The following is a 21773-nucleotide window of genomic DNA, read 5'->3' as shown; positions in this document are numbered from 1 at the left end:
ATCTTATCATAAGCTAGATAAACTGTCAAATTTCCGCTTAATTCAAGGCCTTTAAAAAGGCTAGTAAGACTTGGGCCGAACGACGTCCAGCTTCGATAATAAACTCATCAAATGAGATAGAGGCCTCGTGATTGGCATTGTCACTCATAGCGCGAATGACGAGGAAAGGTAGGTCAAGAGCCTGAGCCGCTTGAGCAATGGCTGCCCCTTCCATTTCAACTGCTAAAACATCTGGAAAGTGGGATTTGATAGTAGCAATCTTATCATCTCCAGCTATAAAACTGTCCCCTGTAGCAATCAAGCCTAGGTGCCAAGTCTGCTCTAATTGAGATAAACTTTCTTGAATCCTAGTGATAAAGTTCTTATCAGATTCAAAGTAGAGGGGTTGACCAGCCATCTGACCATAAGCATAGCCAAATGCAGTCACGTCCACATCATGATAGACTAGTTTATCCGCAATCACTACATCACCAACGGCAATCCCTTCTGCAAGAGCACCTGCAGATCCTGTATTGATGATGGCTTCTACTTGAAAATGGTCAGCTAGGACAGCTACACTCATAGCCGACATGACCTTCCCGATCCCACTCTGAACTAGGACAACTTCTGTCTTGCCAATAGTGCCAGTGTAGTAGCTATTTCCCATGACTTGGACTTCTTGTGGTTTGTCCAAATTCTGAATCAAATGTATCAGCTCTTCTGGCATGGCAGCAATGATTCCAATTTTCATTTCATGTCCTTTCAATTACAAGAGTTTCATCGCCAAAACTAGCAAAATCAAAAGTAAAATCACCACAAACAAGACTCGGTTGAGTTTTGAGTTGAAGACATTTCTCTTAGTGTTCTCAATGCGACGGCTCTTATGAATCGTTGGCTCTACTTCGATTGTAAGTGTATCTTGACTAAAACCGTGGTCTCTAGAACGTGAATAACTAAAATGTTGTGAAGACGTTGGTAGGATCTTTGTTTCCTCATCATCTTGAAGAGGTGGCCCTGATATTTCCTCACCGCGGTTGGCACGTTCAATCATTTCGTCTGTTAATAAAGGTTTTCCCATGGGTTTCTCCTCTATTTCTTTTGTAGTTCCCAGTACTGGATCGCCATAATAGTCTTGGCATCACAGATATGACCTGACTGGATCAGGTTCTTGGCCTCCTCTAGACTCACTTCTAGAACTTCCAAGGTTTCATCATCGTCTTGCGGACGAGGATTTTCTACCTTGACCAAATCACTAGCGAGGTAGAGTTTTAGTTTTTCATTACAAAATCCAATCGCAGAATAGAAATCGTACAACAGTTCTAACTTACCAGTGTAGGCAACCTCTTCTTCCAATTCACGAAGTGCCGCTGCCATTGGATCAGCATTTTCACCAAGTTCTAGTTTACCAGCAGGAATCTCATAAGAAACCGCCTCGATTGCCTTTCGGTATTGCTTAACAAGAACGATTTCGTCTTCAGCTGTCACAGCTAGTACACAAACAGCTCCATTGTGAAAAATTAAGTCACGTTGGGCAGTCCCCTTTCCTTCTGGTAGTTCCACCTGGTCTTGTACTAGTTTGAAAATAGGACCTTGATAGATTTCCTTACGACTAATCGTTTTTTCTTCAAATTCCATGACAAACTCCTACTGATTCTTGGGATGATGAGGGAGGCGAGTCGCATATTCATCTTTGTTAACTTGTCGTCCACGACCGATAGCAATGGCATCCGCAGGAACATTCTTGGTAATGGTTGAACCAGCTCCAACGAGAGAATTGTCACCTAATTCAACTGGAGCAATAATGGTTGAGTTTGAGCCAACAAAGACATTGTTACCAATGACAGTTTTGTACTTATTTTTCCCGTCATAGTTAACTGTAATGGTACCAGCACCGAAGTTAACATGGCTACCTACTTCACAGTTTCCGATATAGGTCAAATGACCAGCCTTGGTATTTTCACCGATGGACGACCCTTTTACTTCAACAAAGTTTCCAATGTGAACTTGGGCAGCTAGGCTTGAACCTGGACGGATATGGGCATAAGGACCGACTGTCACACCGTCCGCAACACTACTCTCCTCAATCATAGAATTCGTAATCACGGCTCCAGCTCCAATAGTGCTATCCACGATATAAGTTCCATTTGTTAAAATAGTCTCCGCACCAATCTTCGTTTGACCTTTTAAGGTAACGTTGGCTTCGATTTGAACTTCAGGAGCAATCTCAACATCAATGTCAATGTAAGTCGCTTCTGGATTAACAAAGCTGACACCATTGACCATATGTTTTTGATTGATACGGCGGCGCATCACTGCTTCCGCAGTAGCAAGAGCTACACGGTCATTTACTCCAAGGCTTTCATCAAAGTCCTTAAGAGTATAGGCACCAACCTTCTCACCCGCATTACGGAAAATACCAATTACATCTGTAATATAATACTCACCTTGAGCATTGTTAGTGTTGATGCTTTTGAGAGCTTCAAAAAGACGTTCATTGTCAAATACGTAAGTTCCAGTATTGATTTCTTTGATTTGTTTTTCAAAATCAGTCGCATCCTTTTGCTCCACAATGCGAAGAACTTCAGCATTATCGTTACGGACGATACGACCATACCCAAAAGGATCAGCTGCTTCAGCTGTTAAAATAGTCGCTACATTTTTGTGATTGATATGGAAATCCAAGAGATTTTTCAAGCTTTCACCTGTAATCAGAGGAGTATCCCCAGCGATAACCAAGGTATGTCCAGAACGATTTTGGAGAATGGGCTCTGCCATCATGACAGCATGACCTGTTCCTAACTGTTCTGACTGGGTAACAAAGTCTGTCTGTCCAGCCAAGACTTGCTCAACTAACTCCGCCTTGTGACCAACTACAGTGACTTTTTTTTCAGGTTGAATAGCACCAACACTACGAAAAACGTGTTCCAACATCGAAATTCCTGCTACTTTATGAAGTACTTTGGGAAGATCTGATTTCATGCGAGTACCCTTACCCGCTGCTAAAATAATGGCATAATTTGACATACTATTCTCTTTTCTGTAAAAATTCCCTTATATTATACCATAATTTTACTTTTAAAGAACAAACAAACAGGTGCTTTCCTGAAAATATCCCCTACTTGTCTACATTTCTAAACTGTTTCCTTTGATTTTTTTAAATTTTTACGATAAACTAAATAAGTATGAGAAAAAAAATTCATCCAGCTATTATTTTTAGTTTATTTGGAATTTTCATAGCGATTTTACTCCTCAATAGACCAAGTTTTGAGGACCATCCTATCAAAACAAAACCAAATGCTCTTCAAGTTGAAACACAAGCCTTGCATAATCTTGACAAACCCATTATCGACGTCTCTGGTTGGCAAAGACCTGAGGAGATTAACTACGATACCTTATCTCAAAACATTTCTGGTGTTATCGTTCGCGTGCACAATGGGGCTCAGCATACTGAAGCAAATGATGCTGCCTTTATCAATGGTGTCGATAAAGCTTATAAAAATCACATATCAGAATTCCAAAAACGGAATGTCCCTGTGGGTGTTTATGCTTACGTTGCTGGAAAAAGCAAAGAAGATATGGAGAAGGCTGCTGAAGTCTTCTACAATGCTGCTTCTCCCTACAATCCTAGCTACTACTGGTTAGATGTTGAAGAAAAAACAATGTCTGATATGAATGAAGGTGTTGAGGCCTTTCGCGCCAAACTGGCAGCTCTCGGCGCTAAAAACATCGGCATCTACGTTGGAGTTTACTTCATGCAAGAGCATAGTATCAATACAGAAAAGTTCACTGCTATTTGGATCCCTTCCTATGGAACGGACTCTGGTTATTTTGAAACGAAGCCAAATACTGATCTGGACTACGATCTCCACCAGTACACATCTAAAGGAAGAATTGCAGGATTTGAACATCATTTGGACATCAATCTGATTTCTACTGCTAAAGAGAAGGAAGAAACCTTCAGAAAACTATTTTTAAGGCCATAAGACAAGTGAAAATAACAAACTTTTTCACTTGTTTTTTCATTTTCTCCCTGTCTGTGTTATAATTGATAGCATAGAGAAAGAATTTTATGAAATTGAGGATTTTATTATGTTTTCATGGATTGCACGAGTTATTAAAGGAATCGTCATCGCATTAGGGTTTATCCTACCAGGAATTTCTGGCGGTGTTTTAGCAGCTATTTTGGGAATTTACGAGCGAATGATTGGCTTTCTGGCTCATCCCTTTAAGGATTTTAAAGAGAATGTCCTTTACTTTATCCCAGTAGCTATCGGGATGTTGCTAGGGATTGGTTTGTTTTCCTATCCGATCGAGTATTTGCTAGAAAATTACCAAGTCTATGTTTTGTGGAGCTTTGCGGGAGCTATCATCGGTACAGTTCCTAGCCTCCTTAAAGAATCTACTCGAGAATCTGATCGTGATAAGATTGACCTAGTCTGGTTCTGGGCTACCTTTATCATTTCTGGGTTGGGGCTTTACGCTCTCAATTTTGTCGTAGGATCACTCAGTGCTAGTTTTGCAAACTTCATCTTGGCAGGTGTTCTTTTAGCTCTTGGTGTCTTGGTGCCTGGTTTAAGTCCGTCAAATCTACTTTTGATTTTGGGACTGTACGCTCCAATGCTCACTGGTTTTAAGACCTTTGATTTGTTTGGTACCTTCCTTCCTATCGGGATTGGTGCAGGAGCAACCCTCATTATCTTTTCAAAACTAATGGACCATGCCTTGAACAACTATCACTCCCGTGTTTATCACTTTATCATTGGGATTGTTCTATCAAGCACCCTCTTAATTTTGATTCCAAATGCTGGAAATGCTGAAAGTATCCAATACACTGGACTTTCTATTGTGAGCTATGTACTCGTTGCCTTCTTCTTTGCGCTTGGCATTTGGCTTGGTATCTGGATGAGTCAGTTGGAGGATAAGTATAAATAATGGCAAAAAAAGTCAAGATTAAAAAAACCTTGGTCGAACAAATCTTGACCAAGGCAGGTATTGACCATACTGGTATTCAAATCAATGCACTTGAAGGAGAACTACCTCCTGAATACGACCGAAAACAGATTTTTAAAACCTTGGCTCTTTTGGGAGACAAGACAGGACCGATTATTGGAATTGTTCCCATAACAGAACACCTTGCCGAGAAAAAACTAGCAAAGGTTTCTGGCAATAAAAAAGTGAGTATGATTCCACAAAAAGATCTAGAAAAAACGACAGGCTATATTCATGGGGCTAATAACCCCGTCGGCATTCGCCAAAAACACAATTATCCAATTTTTATTGATAAGACTGCTTTGGATTTGGAGCAAATGATCGTATCTGCTGGGGAAGTCGGGCATAGTATTATCATTGATCCCCAAGACTTAGTCAATTTTGTAAAAGCGGATTTTGCTGATATCTTGGAGGAAAGTAAGTAATGAAACTCTATTTTGTTCGTCATGGTCGCACTCTCTGGAATCTTGAAGGACGTTTTCAAGGTGCTAGTGGCGACTCACCCCTTCTTCCGGAAGCCATTGACACCCTAAAACAACTTGGCCAGTATCTTAAGGATATTCCTTTTGATAAGATATATTCAAGTGATTTACCCAGAGCTGTTAAATCTGCTGAAATTATCCAAAGTCAACTCCAGGCCCCCTGTCCTTTAGAAAGTATTCCAGACCTACGCGAATGGCAACTTGGAAAACTTGAAGGTTTAAAAATCGCAACGCTCAATGCCATCTATCCACAACAAATCAAGGCCTTTCGCTCCAATCTTGCCCAGTTTGATACAAGGATGTTTGAAGCGGAATCCCTTTACAGTACTACCAAACGCACCATTCAATTTATCAAATCTCTGAAAGGAAGTCCGACTGAAAACATTCTAATCGTCGGTCATGGTGCAAATCTCACTGCTAGCCTACGTACTCTTCTAGGCTATAAAGAGGCTCACCTTCGCAAAGATGGAGGCTTGGCAAATGCTAGTTTGACAATTTTAGAGACTGATGATTTTGAAACCTTCATTCTAGAAAGATGGAATGACACTTCCTATCAAAGAAAATAATGGGACTTGATCTTAATAGTCAAGTTCTTTTTAGTTTTCAAAGAATATCCGTGAATTTCTCTGCTATTTATGATAAAATGGGAGTATCGCAAAAAATGACTCATCGTATTCAATTTTGAGTAAAATTAGGAGGAACCCATGTCTACAGAACATATGGAAGAACTAAATGACCAGCAGATCGTTCGCCGTGAAAAAATGGCTGCGCTCCGTGAACAAGGAATCGATCCCTTCGGAAAACGTTTTGAACGTACTGCTAACTCTCAAGAACTAAAAGACAAATTTGCAGAACTTGATAAAGAACAATTACATGAATTAAACGAAACTGCTACTATCGCTGGACGTTTAGTAACTAAACGTGGTAAAGGGAAAGTCGGCTTTGCCCATCTTCAAGACCGAGAAGGTCAAATCCAGATCTACGTTCGTAAAGACGAAGTCGGTGAAGAAAACTACGAAATCTTCAAAAAGGCTGACCTCGGTGACTTCCTTGGTGTCGAAGGTGAAGTCATGCGTACCGATATGGGAGAACTTTCTATCAAGGCAACTCACATTACACACTTGTCTAAAGCACTTCGCCCGCTTCCCGAGAAATTCCACGGTTTGACTGATGTTGAAACAATTTACCGTAAACGTTACCTTGACTTGATTTCTAACCGCGAAAGCTTTGAGCGTTTTGTCACTCGTTCAAAAATCATCTCTGAAATCCGTCGTTACCTCGACCAAAAAGGTTTCCTTGAAGTGGAAACACCTGTTCTTCACAACGAAGCCGGTGGTGCTGCGGCTCGTCCATTTATCACTCACCACAATGCACAAAACATCGACATGGTACTTCGTATCGCGACTGAGCTTCACTTGAAACGTCTTATCGTTGGTGGTATGGAACGTGTTTACGAGATTGGCCGTATCTTCCGTAACGAAGGAATGGACGCCACTCATAACCCTGAGTTCACTTCTATCGAAGTTTATCAAGCTTATGCTGACTTCCAAGATATCATGGACTTGACGGAGGGTATTATCCAGCACGCTGCTAAATCAGTCAAAGGTGATGGCCCAGTAAACTATCAAGGTACTGAAATCAAAATCAATGAACCATTTAAACGTGTTCACATGGTGGATGCTATCAAGGAAATTACTGGCGTAGATTTCTGGCAAGACATGACCTTCGAGGAAGCAAAAGCTATCGCTGCTGAGAAGAAAGTTCCAGTTGAAAAACACTACACTGAAGTTGGTCACATCATCAACGCTTTCTTTGAAGAGTACGTTGAAGAAACCTTGATCCAACCAACCTTTGTCTATGGTCATCCAGTAGCTGTCTCACCGCTCGCTAAGAAAAATCCTGAAGACGAACGCTTTACTGACCGTTTCGAGCTCTTCATTATGACCAAGGAATATGGTAATGCCTTTACCGAGTTGAACGACCCAATCGATCAGCTTAGCCGTTTTGAAGCTCAAGCTAAAGCTAAAGAACTTGGTGACGACGAGGCAACAGGCATCGACTACGATTACATCGAAGCCCTTGAATATGGTATGCCACCAACAGGTGGTTTGGGAATCGGTATTGACCGTCTCTGCATGCTCCTCACTGATACAACCACTATCCGTGACGTATTGCTCTTCCCAACAATGAAATAAACTAATGTCCTCTGGTGATTACCAGAGGATTTTTAAGACTAAAAGAGACTGAGGTACACTCAATCTCTTTTTCTTATTCTTGATTTTTCACCTGACTGGTGGCTACATCTTCCCCAAACCATTTTTGACTAATTTCTTGGAACTTACCATCCTTGTAAAGACTAGAAAATCCTTCATTTATCTTATTAACCAGAGTTGTATCTTCCTTACGTGCTCCAACTGCAAAAGCTTCACTTTCAAACCCTGCTGAAAAGATATTGTAGTCGTTTAATATCCCTTCAGACTGGAGATAATAATTGGCATATACCCGGTCAATCAACAAAGCATCAATCCGATCATTTTTCAAATCAATCAAGGCTTCATTGAAACTTTGGTATTGGTTGGCTTTATGGTCTTTGACACGATTTTTCAATAAGTCTGGCTGGGCTTCAAAATCCAAATAACCAGAAGATCCTGCCTGGCCCCCTAAAACTTTGTCAGTCATATCCTGAACTGAGTGGATATTTTGAGACTTTTTAGAAACTAAAACTTGTTGATTTTCCATATAAGGAATGGTAAAAGCAACCTTCTCTTTTCGTTCATCTGTAGCTGTATAGCCATTCCAGATGGCATCAATAGTACCGTTTTGTAGTTCGGTTTCTTTCATATCCCAGTCGATGGGTTGAAATTTAATCTGAATTCCTAGCTTTTCAGAGACAGCTTGGGCTAGGTCAATATCAAAGCCCGCATACTGGCCATTCTTTTCCTCAAATCCCATGGGAACAAAGGTATTGTCAAAGCCAATAGTAATGCTACCCTGCTTTTGATATTTGGCCCAATTATCCTGATTTGGATCACTTGCCTTCTGAGTACAGGCCGTCAGGAAGAAGCTAAAGAACAGAGCAAGTACAAGGACAATTTTCTTTCTCTTCATAGGCACCTCCTACTCCTATTCTGGATCAACCTTAAGAATCTGATCAGCAATATTTTCAGCAAATTGTAAATCGTGGGTAACCACAATTTGCGTCATCCCAAGTTCTCTATTTTGCAAAATCAGTTTTTCCACTTCCAAGCGTAATTCTGGATCCAAGGCAGAAGTTGGTTCATCGTAACCAATGATTTCTGGGTCAATCATCATAGCACGCGCCAAAGCCACCCGCTGCTTTTGCCCACCTGATAGTGAGAAGGGATAAGCATCTGCGTGCCCTGCTAGTCCTAACTGTTCCAAGAGTCCACGCGCCTTCTTCTCAGCCTCTTCCTGCTTCATCCCCATAGTTTTCACAGGCGATAGGGTCAGATTGTCCAGAACTGATAAATGAGGGAAAAGTTGAAAATCTTGGAAGACAAATCCTAGTAGGTTGCGCTTTTCTAGTTCGTCTAAAGCTAGAGATTCACCGTTATAGTAGATTTCTCCAGAATCGATAGTTTCCAGTCCAGCTAACATACGCAACAAGGTTGTTTTTCCGCCTCCTGATGGACCTACGATTGCCAGGATTTGCTTTTCAGGAATTGATAGGCTGAAATTGGTTAAGATTTGTTTGCCACCAAAGGCCTTGTTGATGTTTCGTAATTCTAACATGGCAACCTCCTATCTATAGTAACTGTACTTCTTCTCAACTTTTTTGGCAAGGATAGTCACAATACCAATCAAAATCAAGTAAATTGCTCCTGCCAAGAACATAGGAATCAGACTAGCATCACGGTTGGCAGCTGTTCGACTAGCCAAGATAAGGTCTGAAATGCCTAGAGCATAGACCAGAGAAGTATCCTTGACCAAACTCATGACTTCATTAAATACACTAGGTAGAACAATTTTGGTCACCTGTGGTAAGATAATATAGCGAACTGTGGCAAAAGGGCTAAACTTCAAGACCTTAGCAGCCTCATATTGACCCTTAGGAATAGTATCAATCCCCCCACGGAAGATTTCAGCAAAGTAAGCTGCATAATTCAAAACAAAGGCAATAATAGCCGCAGGAAGGCGATCCAAACGAATCCCAATATTTGGGAGCACATAATAGATAAAGATCAATTGCAAGAGCAAGGGTGTTCCCCGCATGATCCAGATATAAATGTTGATCAGATAATGGAGGAGTTTCCAATGGACTTGCAAGGCAAAGGCAATCAAAACGCCCAAGGGAATAGAAAAAATCAAGACCAGTACAAAAACCTGTAAAGTCATGCTTGCACCGCTCAATAAACTCGGTAATATCTCAAACAAATAAGACATACTGCACCTCCTAAAAATAATTGTTCCTATTATAGCATAAATAAACAATTTAGCAAGGGTTATTGTAAAAAAATTCTATTTCTTTTTGAAAATAAAAAAAACCGTATCCATCAAAATGACTAGATACAGTTTTGCTTTATAGGATATTTTTAAAGTGTTTCTAGCAGTTCTTGCATCTGAACATCATCTGGAATCAGTTTTAAATATGCCTCTGCTTGAGTCTTAGCTTCTTCAAAATACCCCAATTCACGCAAGAGATAAGTATATTGTTCCAGAAACTCTGGATTGTCCTTGAGGTCAGACGACAGTTCTTGATAGAGCTCATAGGCCTTATCTAAATCCTCGATTTCCTGGTAAGAACGGGCAATCATCCACTCGGTCAGAAGGTTTTCAGGTTCTTGACTTTGAAGAGCAATAATATCCTCAAATCGCTCTTGTTCCATATAAATGGTTGCGAGGCGAAGAAAAATTTCTTCTGTATCCTCTGCATCTTCTTTAGCAGTAAGGAGAAACTGCTCTGCAGCACTAGGATCATGCAATTCATACGAAAACTGAGAAGCAGCTAGTAAGAGCCGAGTTTCAAATGGATTTTTCTCCAAACCTTGTTTAACGATACGAAGGGCCTCTTCCACCTGATGTTCCTTATGCAAGGCTTGACTATAACCATACTCATATCCTTCAAAATCTGGTGAGATGGTATCAATCTGCTTAAAGTAAAGAACAGATTTTTGATACTCTTCTTGATCAAAGTAAAGACTAGCCAGTTCAAAGGCAGTTTGGTCATCGTATTCTAGTTCTAAGGCTTTTTCTAAGAACTCAGTTGCAGCTTCAAACTTGCCTAACTGGGCATAAGCGTAGCCAATTCGTTGATAGGTTGAGACACCCGTTCGCTTATAGATGGAGCGATTGTCTAATTGAGCATAGCCCTGAATGGCTTCCTGATAATTTCCTAACTCGCTATCCAACTCAGCCAAACCAAAAACTAATAAGGCATCATCTGAGTAATTTAAGGCTTCCAGTAACTTTTCGCGTGCTACATCTGTCAATCCTTCCAACTGATAGAGGTCTGCCTTCAAGGCCAAGGCCGATACGTACCAGTCACTTTCGGGTGTGATTTCCTCAAGGTAAGCAAAAGCTTCCTCAACATTGCCATCCTCGCTAGCAATGCTTGCTAAGTTCAGATTCACTTCTGGAAATTCTGTAACGATATTTTGATAAATTTCTTTTGCTTGAGGATAAAAGCCAATTCTCTCTAGATAGCTTGCTAGTTCGTAAAGAACCTCACTTGAATCTGTTTCGAGGGCTTTGTGAAAATACTGATCCGCTTTGGTTAAATCCTGCTCATCCAAAGCCTGGAGCATGCGTTGACTATTGTTCACTCTTGATTTCCTCCCCTTCTTCTTCATACAGACCGCTGACTTTTTTATACCAGTTAAAGATAGCTGAGATAACGACCTTGGCAGAAGCATAGACAGGAATTCCCAGCAAGACTCCCCAAATACCAAACATAGAACCTGAAGTTAGGAGAACAAAGAGGACATTGATCGGATGGATGTTTAGCTGACTACCTAAAATAAGCGGAGAAACGAAGCGACCTTCAATCGTTTGTTCAACAATAAAGACAATAATTACTTTCAAAAGCATCACAGGGCCTGCGATTAAACCTAAAACAAGGGCAGGCAGCATGGCGAGGAAACTACCTAGATAAGGGACTAGATTTAGAATACCAGCCGTTACACCTAGAGTGACAGCGTAGCGTAAACCGATAATCTTAAAGAAGATAATAAACATGATAGCTACAATAATAGCTACTGTAACTTGTCCTCTAACATAGTTTGATAGCTGTTTATTGACATCTGATAGGATTTCACCCACAGGTTCTTTTAACTTGGTTGGGATGAATTTAGTCAAGTAATCACGCAAGCCTTTTCCATCTCTCAAAAGATAAAAGAGCATAAAGGGTACGATAATGACCGCTACAATCACCTGAGAAACGCTACTGATAAAGGCGCTGACCCAGTTAACGGCTTGAGAAGAAATTTTGCTGGCCCATATCGTTGCTTCTGTAGAAACATTGGCAAGAACCTGCTCCAACTGTGGTCTAAAATCATCTGGCAAGCGTTTGGTTACAAGGTCATTGATAACCATATCAGCATCCTTAAGATAAGTCGGCACATTCTTTGCAAAATTTAAGACTTGGCGTTGGAAATTTGGAATTGCGACTGCCAGCCCCCAAATGATAAAGAGTCCAATAATAACAAAAACAATACTAATGGCAAGAACACGATTGATCTTGTGTTTCTCCATCCAGTCAACAATCGGATTGAGGAGGTAATAGAGTAAACCAGATAAAATAACTGGTAACATGACAACCCCAAGAAAGTCTAAAACGGGTAAAAATATAAAACTAATCTTACTTAAAATAAAAATGTTTAGCCCCAGTAACAAGGTTACTAAAAATACAGTGATGGCTTTATTATCTAAAAACCACTTAAAAAACCAAGATAGGCTAAAATGTTTCTCTTTATGTTCCATAAATACATCCTTTCTGTCATTATTTCATTATACCATTTTTAATCTAAAATAACTCTTATTAAAGTGCTTACATAGATTAAACGAACACTTCCTGACTGTCATTTTATGGTATAATGAACTTATCATTATTAAGAGGTATGGACATGAAAGAAACTGTTTATTTTGGAACTTACACTCGTCGCTTATCTAAAGGGATTTACAAGGCAGATTTTGATACAGAAACAGGCCAGCTTGCAAACCTTGAACTCTTTGCTGCTGAACCAAGTCCGACCTACCTTGCCTTTGACCAACAGCAACACATATACACCGTAGGGAGTCAGGATGGCTTGGGGGGAATCGCTGCTTACAAGACCGATGGTACTTTGTTAAATCATGTGGTTGAAGAAGGCGCTCCCCATTGTTATGTGGCAGTTGATGAAAAGCGCAGTCTCGTTTACGGAGCCAACTACCACAAAGGCCAAGTTCTGGTTTATCAGCGCCAAGCAGATGGTAGTCTCATCCAAACGGATCTGGATCAACATAGTGGACATGGTCCTCATGAAAACCAAACTTCCCCACATGTTCACTTTACGAATCTAACACCTGACCAGTATCTCATCACATGTGACCTAGGTACTGACGAGGTGACGACCTATGATGTTAGCCCAGAAGGAAAAATAAGTAAGCTCCACACTTATCACAGCCAGCCTGGAGCAGGTGCTCGCCACATCGTTTTCCACCACCACTATAAGATTGCCTATCTCATCTGCGAACTAAATAGTACCATTGAAGTCTTGATTTACGATGGGGTTGGTGAATTTGAACGCATGCAAGTCATTTCAACCTTACCAGACGGCTATGGGGGATTCAATGCTACTGCAGCCATTCGTCTTTCAAAAGATGGGAAATACCTTTATGCATCCAATCGAGGCCATGATTCCATTGCCGTCTATACAATTCTCGCTGATGGCAGTCTGGAATTATTAGAGATAGTACCAACACATGGACAAAATCCACGTGATTTCGACCTAACTCCTGATCAAGAGTTTCTCATTGCTGTTCACCAAGATTCTGATAACGCAACCGTCTTTAAGCGTAATCCTGAAAGTGGTCGTCTTGCAGAACTTTCTAACGATTTCCATGTCCCAGAAGCAGTCTGCATCCACTTTGCGAACTAAGATAATCAAAAAATGAACTTGAGATTCAAGTTCATTTTTTGATTATAGTTTATTTCCGACATTAATACGGTTAATGGCACGTTGAAGAGCAATCTTAGCGCGTCGTTCTTGGTCAATTAAGTGCTTGTCTTGAGCTTCTTCAATTTCACGTTCGGCGCGAAGTTTAGCACGTTCAGCACGGCTGACATCGATATCACGAGCACGCTCTGCTGAGTCTGCTACGATGGTAATGATGTCATTGGCAATCTCGATAATCCCTCCGTTCACTGCAATCCAGTTCACATGAGTATCATCATCGATTCGTTTTACCTTTACTTCATCAACCGCTAAAACCGCAATCATATTTTCATGTCGTGGCAAGATCCCCATCTCACCATCCAGAGTTCGTACCGATACAAAGCTGGCATGGTGATCATAGACGAGGCCATCTGGTGTCACGATCTGGACAGTTAACTGAGCCATAGATCACCTCTTAAAATCCCATTTTCTCTGCCTTAGCAATGACGTCTTCGATTGAACCAACTCCACGGAAGGCATCTTCTGGCAAGTGGTCATGTTTCCCTTCAAGGATTTCCTTGAAACCACGAACCGTTTCTGCTACTGGTACATAAGAACCAGGTTGGCCAGTAAATTGCTCCGCAACGTTGAAGTTTTGTGACAAGAAGAACTGGATACGACGGGCACGAGCAACCAAAGTCTTTTCTTCATCAGAAAGCTCATCCATACCAAGGATGGCAATGATATCTTGCAATTCATGGTAACGTTGAAGGACACGTTTGACTTCAGCAGCAACTGCATAGTGCTCCTCACCAACGATTTCAGGTGCCAAGGCACGTGAGCTTGAAGCTAGAGGGTCAACGGCTGGGTAGATACCCAACTGTACCAACTTACGTTCCAAGTTAGTCGTTGAATCCAAGTGAGCGAAGGCTGTCGCTGGCGCTGGGTCAGTATAGTCATCCGCTGGCACGTAGATAGCCTGGATAGAGGTTACAGAACCCTTCTTGGTTGAAGTGATACGTTCTTGCAATTGACCCATTTCCGTAGCAAGTGTTGGTTGGTAACCAACGGCTGATGGCATACGACCCAAAAGGGCAGATACTTCTGAACCAGCTTGTGTGAAACGGAAAATGTTGTCAATGAAGAGAAGAACGTCTTGACCTTCTACATCACGGAAGTATTCAGCGATTGTCAAACCAGTAAGGGCAACACGCATACGTGCTCCTGGTGGTTCATTCATCTGACCAAATACCATTGCGGTTTTCTCGATAACGCCTGATTCTTTCATTTCCCAGTAAAGGTCGTTCCCCTCACGAGTACGTTCCCCAACACCAGTAAATACTGAAATACCACCGTGTTCTTGGGCAATATTGTGAATCAATTCTTGGATCAAGACAGTCTTACCAACTCCGGCACCACCGAAGAGTCCAACTTTCCCCCCTTTAAGGTAAGGTGCAAGAAGGTCGATAACCTTAATCCCTGTTTCCAAAATTTCAGATGAGGTAGACAATTCATCAAAAGTTGGAGCTTTTTTATGAATTGGCTGACGCTCAGCGTCTTCAGCGAAAGGAGCATCCAAGTCAATGGTATCTCCCAAAACGTTGAAGACACGTCCCAAAGTTTCTTTACCTACTGGAACGGAGATTGGACGGCCTGTGTCCAATACTTCCATTCCACGAGTCAAACCATCTGTTGATTCCATGGCGATCGTACGGATCATACCATCACCCAACTCCAAGGCTACTTCAAGGACGATTTTTGTTTTTCTTTCGTCATTTTTGTAGACGACAAGTGCATTGTTAATCTCAGGAAGTGTTTCCCCTGCCGCAAACAAAACGTCTACAACGGGTCCAATAACCTGAGCAATTTTACCTGAACTCATCTCCTTCTCCTATTCTATATAAGATACTGTCGGTTCCTAGTTTACCTAGGGCCTAAGTTCATTTTGATACGTACAGGGTAAAGCCTTATTCTAAGGCACTAGCACCTGCTACGATTTCTGTAATTTCTTGTGTAATCGCCGCCTGTCTGGCACGGTTATACTGGATGGTCAAATCATTGATGACTTTCTTGGCATTATCAGTCGCTGTCTGCATAGCTGTCATACCAGCGGCATTTTCAGCTGTCTTGGCATCGATAATGGCTCCATAAATCATACTTTCAGCATACTGTGGCAACAATTGCTCCAAAATTTCTTCTCGGCTTGTTTCCAACTCAAATGTCAAGCTATACTCTTCATCTGCTTCGTTTGGATCCAAGTCAACGATCGGAAGCATTTGTTCCACACGCATTTGACTAGTAAGTGTATTAACGTGGTGATTATAACAGACATAGAGTTCATCAAAAAGTTCATTTTGATACATTTCAATCGTTTTTGAAATAATTTTACGAACTTCATCAAAACTAGGTTGGTCGGCCAAGCCACGTAATTCATAGATTGGTTGAATGCCACGAGCCTTGAAAAAGTCAGCTCCCATACCACCAATACAGATGACTTCAAAGTCATCTCCATTTGGATGATATTCTTCTTTCAACTCCATAACAGTTTTAAGGATAGAAGCATTGTAGCCCCCAACCAAACCACGATCTGAAGTGATGACAATATAGCCTGTCTTTTTAACTGGACGACTAATCAACATAGGATTGGTTGAACCACCAGCTCCATTTCCATGAAGGATATCTGTCAACAGTTTACGAACCTTTTGAGAGTATATTTGAAAGTTTCGAGCTGCTTCTTCAGAGCGGCCTAACTTAGCTGCTGATACCATTTGCATGGCATTGGTGATTTGACTCGTATTTTTTGTTGAGGCGATTTTTGTTTTAATATCATTTAGAGATACTGCCATCTGACACCTCTATTCTTATTGGAAGCTGGATTGATTGAGAAACTCTGTAATCGCAGCATCCAAGACTGCTTCTTCTGGCAAGTCTTTTGTTTCACGAATAGTTTCCAAAATCTCTGGATGTTGAACATCAAAGAAGGCATGGAACTCTTCCTCAAAGCGAACAATGTCATTTACAGGAACTGTATCCAAGAAACCATGTGTCAAAGCATACAGGATCGTTACTTGTTTCTCAACAGGCAATGGTTTGTGAACTGGTTGTTTCAATACTTCTACCGTTCGACGACCACGATTCAACTTAGCCTGTGTTGCTGCATCCAAGTCCGAACCGAACTTAGTGAAGGCTTCCAACTCACGGTATGAAGCAAGGTCGATACGAAGTGTACCAGCAACCTTCTTCATGGCTTTAATCTGAGCGGAACCACCTACACGAGATACAGATGAACCCGCATCAATGGCTGGACGAATGCCTGCATTAAAGAGACCATCTCCAAGGAAGATTTGTCCATCTGTGATTGAAATTACGTTGGTTGCGATGTAGGCAGAGATATCTCCAGCTTGCGTCTCAATAAATGGTAGGGCTGTGATTGATCCACCACCAAGCTCGTCAGAAACTTTAGCTGAGCGCTCAAGCAAACGACTGTGGAGGTAGAAAACATCCCCTGGAAAGGCTTCACGACCTGGCGGACGACGAAGCAAGAGGGAAAGCTCACGATAAGCTACCGCTTGTTTTGAAAGATCATCATAAACAATCAAAACATGCTTACCTTGGTACATAAATTCTTCAGCCATAGCCACCCCAGCATAAGGAGCAAGGAAGAGCAATGGAGAAGGTTGTGAAGCAGAGGCTGTCACAACGATGGTGTAGTCCAAGGCACCGTACTGACGAAGTGTTTCTACTTGTGTACGGACAGTTGATTCTTTTTGACCAATCGCTACATAGATACAAATCATATCTTGACCTTTTTGGTTCAAGATAGTATCAATCGCAATGGTTGTTTTCCCTGTCTGACGGTCACCGATGATCAACTCACGCTGACCACGACCAATCGGTACAAGGGCATCAATAGCTTTCAAACCTGTTTGCAATGGTTCTGATACAGACTTACGCTCCATAACACCAGGAGCTGGAGCTTCTACTGGACGAGTTTTATCAGTGTGGATTTCTCCGAGACCATCAACTGGGCGACCTAGCGGATCCACAACACGTCCAATCAAGTTATCACCAACTGGGACTTCCATGATTTTCCCTGTACGACGAATAGTATCGCCTTCACGGATATCAGTAAAGTCTCCAAGAATGATAATACCAACATCTGTTGATTCTAAGTTTTGCGCCATACCATAAGAGCCGTTTTCAAAAATCAAGAGCTCTCCACTCATGGCATTTTCAAGTCCGTGGGCACGCGCAATTCCGTCCCCGATATAGGTTACGACACCTGTTTCAGTCACATCAAAATTGGGTTTGAAATTTTCAATTTGTTGCTTAATTAAAGCGCTGATTTCTTGTGCGTTAATTGCCAAAAGAACACCACTTTCTATTTCAAATTTTCCTTAACAACTTTAAGTTGTTGTTTAATACTCACATCAATTGTCTTGTGATTGGCGATAATGACAAAACCACCGATTAAACTATCATCGATTTGTTCCTTGATACTCCGAACTTTCAGAGCCATTTTTTTCTCAATCAAAGGAAGCAATCGCGCCTTCTGATCATCTGTTAGGGGATGAGCAGAAGCAATCGTCACTTCAAATCGATTGGTTTCTTTTTCAAGTCGGCTCAAACAATCTACAATCACATCATAAAAAAGATTTGATCGATGATTGTACAACAGAACTTGAATGAAGTTTTGTACTAATGGTGATGCAGAGTCTTTGAAATAACTTACTGTTTTTTCCTTATCAGACTCATCAACATCTACCTGAGCCAAAAAAGAAGGTAAGTCTGTTTCTTCAGCAACTTGTTTGATTTGAGTCAAGTCTGAAAAGATACGGTCTTCTTCTCCTTTTTCAATCACCAACTGGACAAAAGGCATGCTGTATTTTTCAATTACCTTTACTGTCTTTTTGTCCATTAAGCTTCTCCTAGCTGATCAATATACTGATCAATGAGTTCTTTGTGGGCATGACCATCAAGGTTTTGTGAGATAATTTTTCCAGCTAAACTTACTGTTAAATCTGCTACCTCGCCCTTAACACTTTGCAAAGCTTCTGCTTTATTTTGTGCAATTTCTTGGTTTGCTTTATCTTTTAAGCGTCCAGCTTCAAGCTTGGCTTCTGCTAGGATATCAGCTTTACTTTTCTCAGCTGTTTCCTTTGCATTATCAATGATGGTCTTAGCTTCCTTACGACTTCCAGCCAATTCATCTTCACGCTTTTGAGCAAGAGTTTCTGCCTTTTGACGAGCTTGTTCAGCTCCATCAATATCAGCAGCGATTTTTTCAGCCCGTTCTTCGAAGATACTTGTCAAGTTTGACCATGCGAATTTTTTGACTAAGACGATCAAAAGGATAAAGGAGCCAGCAATTAAAATAAAGTTACCAATCAATTCACCTATTGTTACGTGCATCAGTTACTCCTTTCTACTCTTCTTCATCATTTATTTTATGTCCCAAATACATAGAAGACAATACTGTGAACACATAAGCCTGTACACAGGAGATGAACACAGAAAATGCCGTCCAGACAAGATTGGTAACAAATGCGACTGGATACCAATACAGTGCCTGATGAGAAAGAATAATTAGCAAGCTTGCCATCACTTCTCCGGCAAAGATATTCCCAAACACCCGCAAAGCAAGTGATAAGAAATTCGTGACTTCTTCAAGGAGATTCATCGGTGTCATAAAACCTGGTGTTACAAAACCTTTCAGATATTGTTTAACGCCACGACGACGAATTCCTTCGATATGGGTCATCAGGATAATTCCGAATGACAAGGCCAAGTCAAACTGGAGATTTGCAGTTGGCGATGTCCAAAGGTTTGTCCCATCTGTAGTTTGAAGTTTTGCCATCAAACCAAGATTATTTGCGATGACCATAAAAAGAAACAAACACAAATAAAAGAGTGAGTAATCTTTCATGTACCGTGAACCTACGTTAGGTTCTGTAAAACCGACTACAAAGTCGTAGAGATACTCTAGTACATTTTGCTTCCCCTTGGGTTTGACAGTCATGTTGCGACTTGCCCAATAGATAAAGCCAAAAATAACTGCCACAGACAACAAGGTCAAGGCTGTCAAGGTTAAATCAAAGGTAACAGGACCAATATTGATGGTTGGATTGATACTTTCTTCCATCTAGAATCCTCCCTTTTTCCAATTTATACTTCTCTTTATTTGATGATAAATGAAAAGACAAGAGTTACAAAGAAAGTTCCTTCAATAAAGGCAATCCCCATGATCATCAAGCTACGCAATTGTGGAATGATGTCTGGTTGGCGAGCTGCTGATTTGAACAAACCGTTCATCAAAAATCCTTCTGCAAGGGATACACCCATACAGGCAAGACAAAGACCGAAAAATGTTAAATTCATGATGAATTCTCCTTTTTTATTTAAATTTACTTACTTAGTTTAGTCCTAAAATTTGTTTTTGTCAACTTTTTACTAACATTGAAAGCGTTTCAGATAATTTATTTCTAATTTTACTATTTTTAGTACGATTGTATAGAAATTTTTAACCTGTTTCCATAAGAAATTCCGTATTTTTACTAAGGTTTCTGAAGCAAAATAAAAGACCCAAGCTTAAAAACTTGGATCTATTTTTGTCTATTTAAAATAAAATGAATGATGTTGTTTACAACCTGGATTAAATGGAGCGCTACAATAAGGACAAGCTACCTGTTTTTGGTATTCTTGAAAAGTCATTGTCCTCTTACAAACCCCACATAAGATCGGTCGATCCTCAGAAAGCGTCAAGGGATAGGGCGAAAACATATGCGTCTCCATAGCATTGTGACACTGATAGCAAGCGTAGTATTTCCTGCATTCATAACACTGAAGGGAAACGATATCCTTTACACTATGGTAGTGAACACACCTGCTTTCATCATCTACCAATAAACCATGAGCTTGAATCATTCACTTTTCCTTATCTAAGCACGAACTGTAACGCTTGTCCCGTCTTCCTTATAGAGGTTAATGAGCCCTTCCTTGAGAGCACGGACCATGTCACCTGCTTGCACAGGTTGTGGAACCTTGATCGTCAAGAGTTCCATTGGATTTGGAGCGCGGTCGATTTTATTGCCTTTAGAATCATGAAGATCTTCGATATAGGTTTCAAAATGACGGAAACCTGGTCCGTAAAACTCAACTTGGTCACCTTCATTGATTACGTTCCGTTGACGAATGGTCGCTGTTTGGGTCGCATCATCATAAGAAACGACTTCAGCGACAAACTTGTACTCAGGAATCTTACGGCGAGCACCAAATAACTGCTCATTCTCAGACGGCGTACCATAGTAGAATCCTGTTGCCAATTCACGTTGGGCAACCTTCCACATCTCATCCACCAAGTCTTGTTTGATGGCTTCAAACTTTTCAGGACTTTCAAGATAGGCATCCACAGCTGCCTTGTAGCAGTTTGTTACTGTTGAAACATAGTGAATAGACTTCATTCGACCTTCGATCTTGAGACTGTCTACACCATTTTCAATCATATCTGGGATATGGTCAATCATAGACATATCAACGGCAGACATCGAAAATTCTTCTGGGATTTCACCTTTAAGACTCTTACGTTCTTGGCCAAAGGGCATATCGTAGAGGTCGTATTTCCAACGGCAAGACTGAGAACAGCCCCCACGGTTAGCATCACGCATACTCATGTGGTTTGAAAGCGTACAGCGACCTGAATAAGAAATACACATGGCTCCATGGACAAAAGCCTCAATCTCAACATCTGTACGTTTGCGAATCTCTGCCAATTCTTCCATTGAAACTTCACGAGCCAAAACCACACGAGTTAAACCAAGTTCTTTCCAGAACTCAAGAGTTTCATAGTTAGTGGCACTGGCCTGGGTAGAGAGGTGTATTTCAAGACCTGGTGCTTCTGTTGCTGCAATCATGATTAAGGCTGGATCTGATACGATTACGGCCGCAATCCCGATGTCACGTAACTTACGGAACCACTCTCCAGCACCGGCTTCATTTCCTTCGTGCATAACCATGTTAGCAGCCACATAGACCTTGGCACCGTACTTAGCAGCAAACTGCACGCCTTCTTCCATCTGTTCAAAGGTGAAGTTTCCTGCACGGCTACGAAGACCATAGGCCTGTCCACCGATGAAGACTGCGTCCGCACCATATTGAACAGCTACTTTTAGCTTCTCTAAAGTCCCTGCAGGTGATAAAACCTCAGGACGTTTTAATGTTTTTGTCATTTTTT

The 21773-nt window shown here is 41.1% G+C and carries 25 protein-coding genes; 6 read left to right on the top strand and 19 right to left on the bottom strand.

What is annotated here, in order from left to right:
- Positions 1-37: 37 nt before the first annotated feature.
- From D8801_RS01650 to glmU, 4 genes are read right to left on the bottom strand one after another with little or no spacing between them, the layout of a single operon-like run.
- Entirely contained in the window at positions 38-730 is a 693-nt protein-coding gene (locus tag D8801_RS01650; RefSeq protein ID WP_125847369.1) for a 5'-methylthioadenosine/adenosylhomocysteine nucleosidase, read from the bottom strand.
- Positions 731-745: 15 nt separating this feature from the next.
- Complete coding sequence (gene macP, locus D8801_RS01645; protein ID WP_125838666.1) at positions 746-1057, bottom strand: cell wall synthase accessory phosphoprotein MacP; 312 nt, start codon at positions 1055-1057, stop codon at positions 746-748.
- Positions 1058-1068: 11 nt separating this feature from the next.
- Positions 1069-1614 (bottom strand): NUDIX hydrolase, encoded by a 546-nt coding sequence (locus tag D8801_RS01640; protein ID WP_125847368.1) that lies wholly within the window; start codon positions 1612-1614, stop codon positions 1069-1071.
- 9 nt (positions 1615-1623) lie between these two features.
- Entirely contained in the window at positions 1624-3003 is a 1380-nt protein-coding gene (gene glmU, locus D8801_RS01635) for a bifunctional UDP-N-acetylglucosamine diphosphorylase/glucosamine-1-phosphate N-acetyltransferase GlmU (RefSeq protein ID WP_125847366.1), read from the bottom strand.
- 158 nt (positions 3004-3161) lie between these two features.
- Between glmU and D8801_RS01630 the strand changes: the two genes are divergently transcribed.
- The 5 genes from D8801_RS01630 to lysS all read left to right on the top strand — a co-directional run bounded on the left by D8801_RS01630 (position 3162) and on the right by lysS (position 7645).
- A complete protein-coding gene (locus D8801_RS01630) occupies positions 3162-3962 on the top strand; it encodes a glycoside hydrolase family 25 protein (RefSeq protein WP_125847364.1) in 801 nt (266 codons plus the stop codon).
- A 106-nt stretch (positions 3963-4068) separates the two neighbouring features.
- Positions 4069-4911 carry a DUF368 domain-containing protein gene (locus D8801_RS01625; protein ID WP_125847362.1) on the top strand — a complete coding sequence of 281 codons (843 nt, stop codon included), beginning with the start codon at positions 4069-4071 and terminating at the stop codon, positions 4909-4911.
- Complete coding sequence (locus D8801_RS01620) at positions 4911-5393, top strand: aminoacyl-tRNA deacylase (protein ID WP_125847360.1); 483 nt, start codon at positions 4911-4913, stop codon at positions 5391-5393. The genes D8801_RS01625 and D8801_RS01620 overlap by 1 nt, the downstream gene beginning before the upstream one ends.
- On the top strand, positions 5393-6016 hold the full coding sequence (locus D8801_RS01615) for a histidine phosphatase family protein (protein ID WP_125847358.1): 624 nt from the start codon (positions 5393-5395) through the stop codon (positions 6014-6016). Before D8801_RS01620 ends, D8801_RS01615 begins: the two co-directional genes overlap by 1 nt.
- Before the next feature lie 138 nt (positions 6017-6154).
- Positions 6155-7645, top strand: a complete 1491-nt coding sequence (gene lysS / locus D8801_RS01610; RefSeq protein ID WP_061416767.1) for a lysine--tRNA ligase — start codon at positions 6155-6157, stop codon at positions 7643-7645.
- Positions 7646-7718: 73 nt separating this feature from the next.
- Here lysS and D8801_RS01605 read toward each other — a convergent pair whose 3' ends face one another.
- From D8801_RS01605 to D8801_RS01585, 5 genes are all read right to left on the bottom strand, one after another.
- Positions 7719-8558 carry an amino acid ABC transporter substrate-binding protein gene (locus tag D8801_RS01605; protein WP_125399427.1) on the bottom strand — a complete coding sequence of 280 codons (840 nt, stop codon included), beginning with the start codon at positions 8556-8558 and terminating at the stop codon, positions 7719-7721.
- A gap of 15 nt (positions 8559-8573) precedes the next feature.
- A complete protein-coding gene (locus tag D8801_RS01600; RefSeq protein ID WP_125399426.1) occupies positions 8574-9203 on the bottom strand; it encodes an amino acid ABC transporter ATP-binding protein in 630 nt (209 codons plus the stop codon).
- A 9-nt stretch (positions 9204-9212) separates the two neighbouring features.
- Positions 9213-9854, bottom strand: a complete 642-nt coding sequence (locus D8801_RS01595; RefSeq protein WP_000120844.1) for an amino acid ABC transporter permease — start codon at positions 9852-9854, stop codon at positions 9213-9215.
- A 149-nt stretch (positions 9855-10003) separates the two neighbouring features.
- The gene (locus tag D8801_RS01590) at positions 10004-11233 is read right to left on the bottom strand and encodes a tetratricopeptide repeat protein (RefSeq protein ID WP_185758480.1); all 1230 of its coding nucleotides are present in this window, start codon (positions 11231-11233) and stop codon (positions 10004-10006) included.
- Complete coding sequence (locus D8801_RS01585) at positions 11223-12389, bottom strand: AI-2E family transporter (RefSeq protein ID WP_125399425.1); 1167 nt, start codon at positions 12387-12389, stop codon at positions 11223-11225. The genes D8801_RS01590 and D8801_RS01585 overlap by 11 nt, the downstream gene beginning before the upstream one ends.
- Before the next feature lie 143 nt (positions 12390-12532).
- On the opposite strand from D8801_RS01585, the gene D8801_RS01580 reads away from it, so the two are divergent.
- Positions 12533-13546 carry a lactonase family protein gene (locus D8801_RS01580; RefSeq protein ID WP_125399424.1) on the top strand — a complete coding sequence of 338 codons (1014 nt, stop codon included), beginning with the start codon at positions 12533-12535 and terminating at the stop codon, positions 13544-13546.
- Positions 13547-13588: 42 nt separating this feature from the next.
- On the opposite strand, the gene D8801_RS01575 is transcribed toward D8801_RS01580, so the two are convergent.
- From D8801_RS01575 to D8801_RS01530, 10 genes are all read right to left on the bottom strand, one after another.
- Positions 13589-14008, bottom strand: coding sequence for a F0F1 ATP synthase subunit epsilon (locus D8801_RS01575; protein WP_093585147.1), 420 nt, complete (start codon positions 14006-14008; stop codon positions 13589-13591).
- A gap of 10 nt (positions 14009-14018) precedes the next feature.
- Positions 14019-15425: a F0F1 ATP synthase subunit beta gene (atpD, locus tag D8801_RS01570; RefSeq protein ID WP_125847356.1), complete on the bottom strand. Its 1407-nt coding sequence runs from the start codon at positions 15423-15425 to the stop codon at positions 14019-14021.
- Positions 15426-15510: 85 nt separating this feature from the next.
- Complete coding sequence (locus tag D8801_RS01565; protein WP_125847353.1) at positions 15511-16389, bottom strand: F0F1 ATP synthase subunit gamma; 879 nt, start codon at positions 16387-16389, stop codon at positions 15511-15513.
- Positions 16390-16404: 15 nt separating this feature from the next.
- Positions 16405-17910 carry a F0F1 ATP synthase subunit alpha gene (gene atpA, locus D8801_RS01560; RefSeq protein WP_125847351.1) on the bottom strand — a complete coding sequence of 502 codons (1506 nt, stop codon included), beginning with the start codon at positions 17908-17910 and terminating at the stop codon, positions 16405-16407.
- Between the two features lie 14 nt (positions 17911-17924).
- Positions 17925-18461 (bottom strand): F0F1 ATP synthase subunit delta, encoded by a 537-nt coding sequence (locus tag D8801_RS01555; protein WP_125847349.1) that lies wholly within the window; start codon positions 18459-18461, stop codon positions 17925-17927.
- Entirely contained in the window at positions 18461-18955 is a 495-nt protein-coding gene (gene atpF, locus D8801_RS01550) for a F0F1 ATP synthase subunit B (RefSeq protein WP_125847347.1), read from the bottom strand. The genes D8801_RS01555 and atpF overlap by 1 nt, the downstream gene beginning before the upstream one ends.
- 13 nt (positions 18956-18968) lie before the next feature.
- A complete protein-coding gene (atpB, locus tag D8801_RS01545) occupies positions 18969-19685 on the bottom strand; it encodes a F0F1 ATP synthase subunit A (RefSeq protein ID WP_125847345.1) in 717 nt (238 codons plus the stop codon).
- A 35-nt stretch (positions 19686-19720) separates the two neighbouring features.
- Positions 19721-19921 (bottom strand): F0F1 ATP synthase subunit C, encoded by a 201-nt coding sequence (locus tag D8801_RS01540; protein WP_001054552.1) that lies wholly within the window; start codon positions 19919-19921, stop codon positions 19721-19723.
- A 234-nt stretch (positions 19922-20155) separates the two neighbouring features.
- Entirely contained in the window at positions 20156-20467 is a 312-nt protein-coding gene (locus D8801_RS01535) for a CHY zinc finger protein (protein ID WP_125847343.1), read from the bottom strand.
- Between the two features lie 14 nt (positions 20468-20481).
- A complete protein-coding gene (locus D8801_RS01530; RefSeq protein ID WP_000169099.1) occupies positions 20482-21768 on the bottom strand; it encodes a peptidase U32 family protein in 1287 nt (428 codons plus the stop codon).
- Between the last annotated feature and the right edge of the window lie 5 nt (positions 21769-21773).

Origin of the sequence: Streptococcus oralis (genome assembly GCF_003943415.1) — a bacterium.
Classification (GTDB): Bacteria; Bacillota; Bacilli; order Lactobacillales; family Streptococcaceae; genus Streptococcus; species Streptococcus oralis_BJ.
The sequence above is the reverse complement of the archived record's forward strand: the minus strand, read 5'-3'. Positions and strand labels throughout refer to the sequence as shown.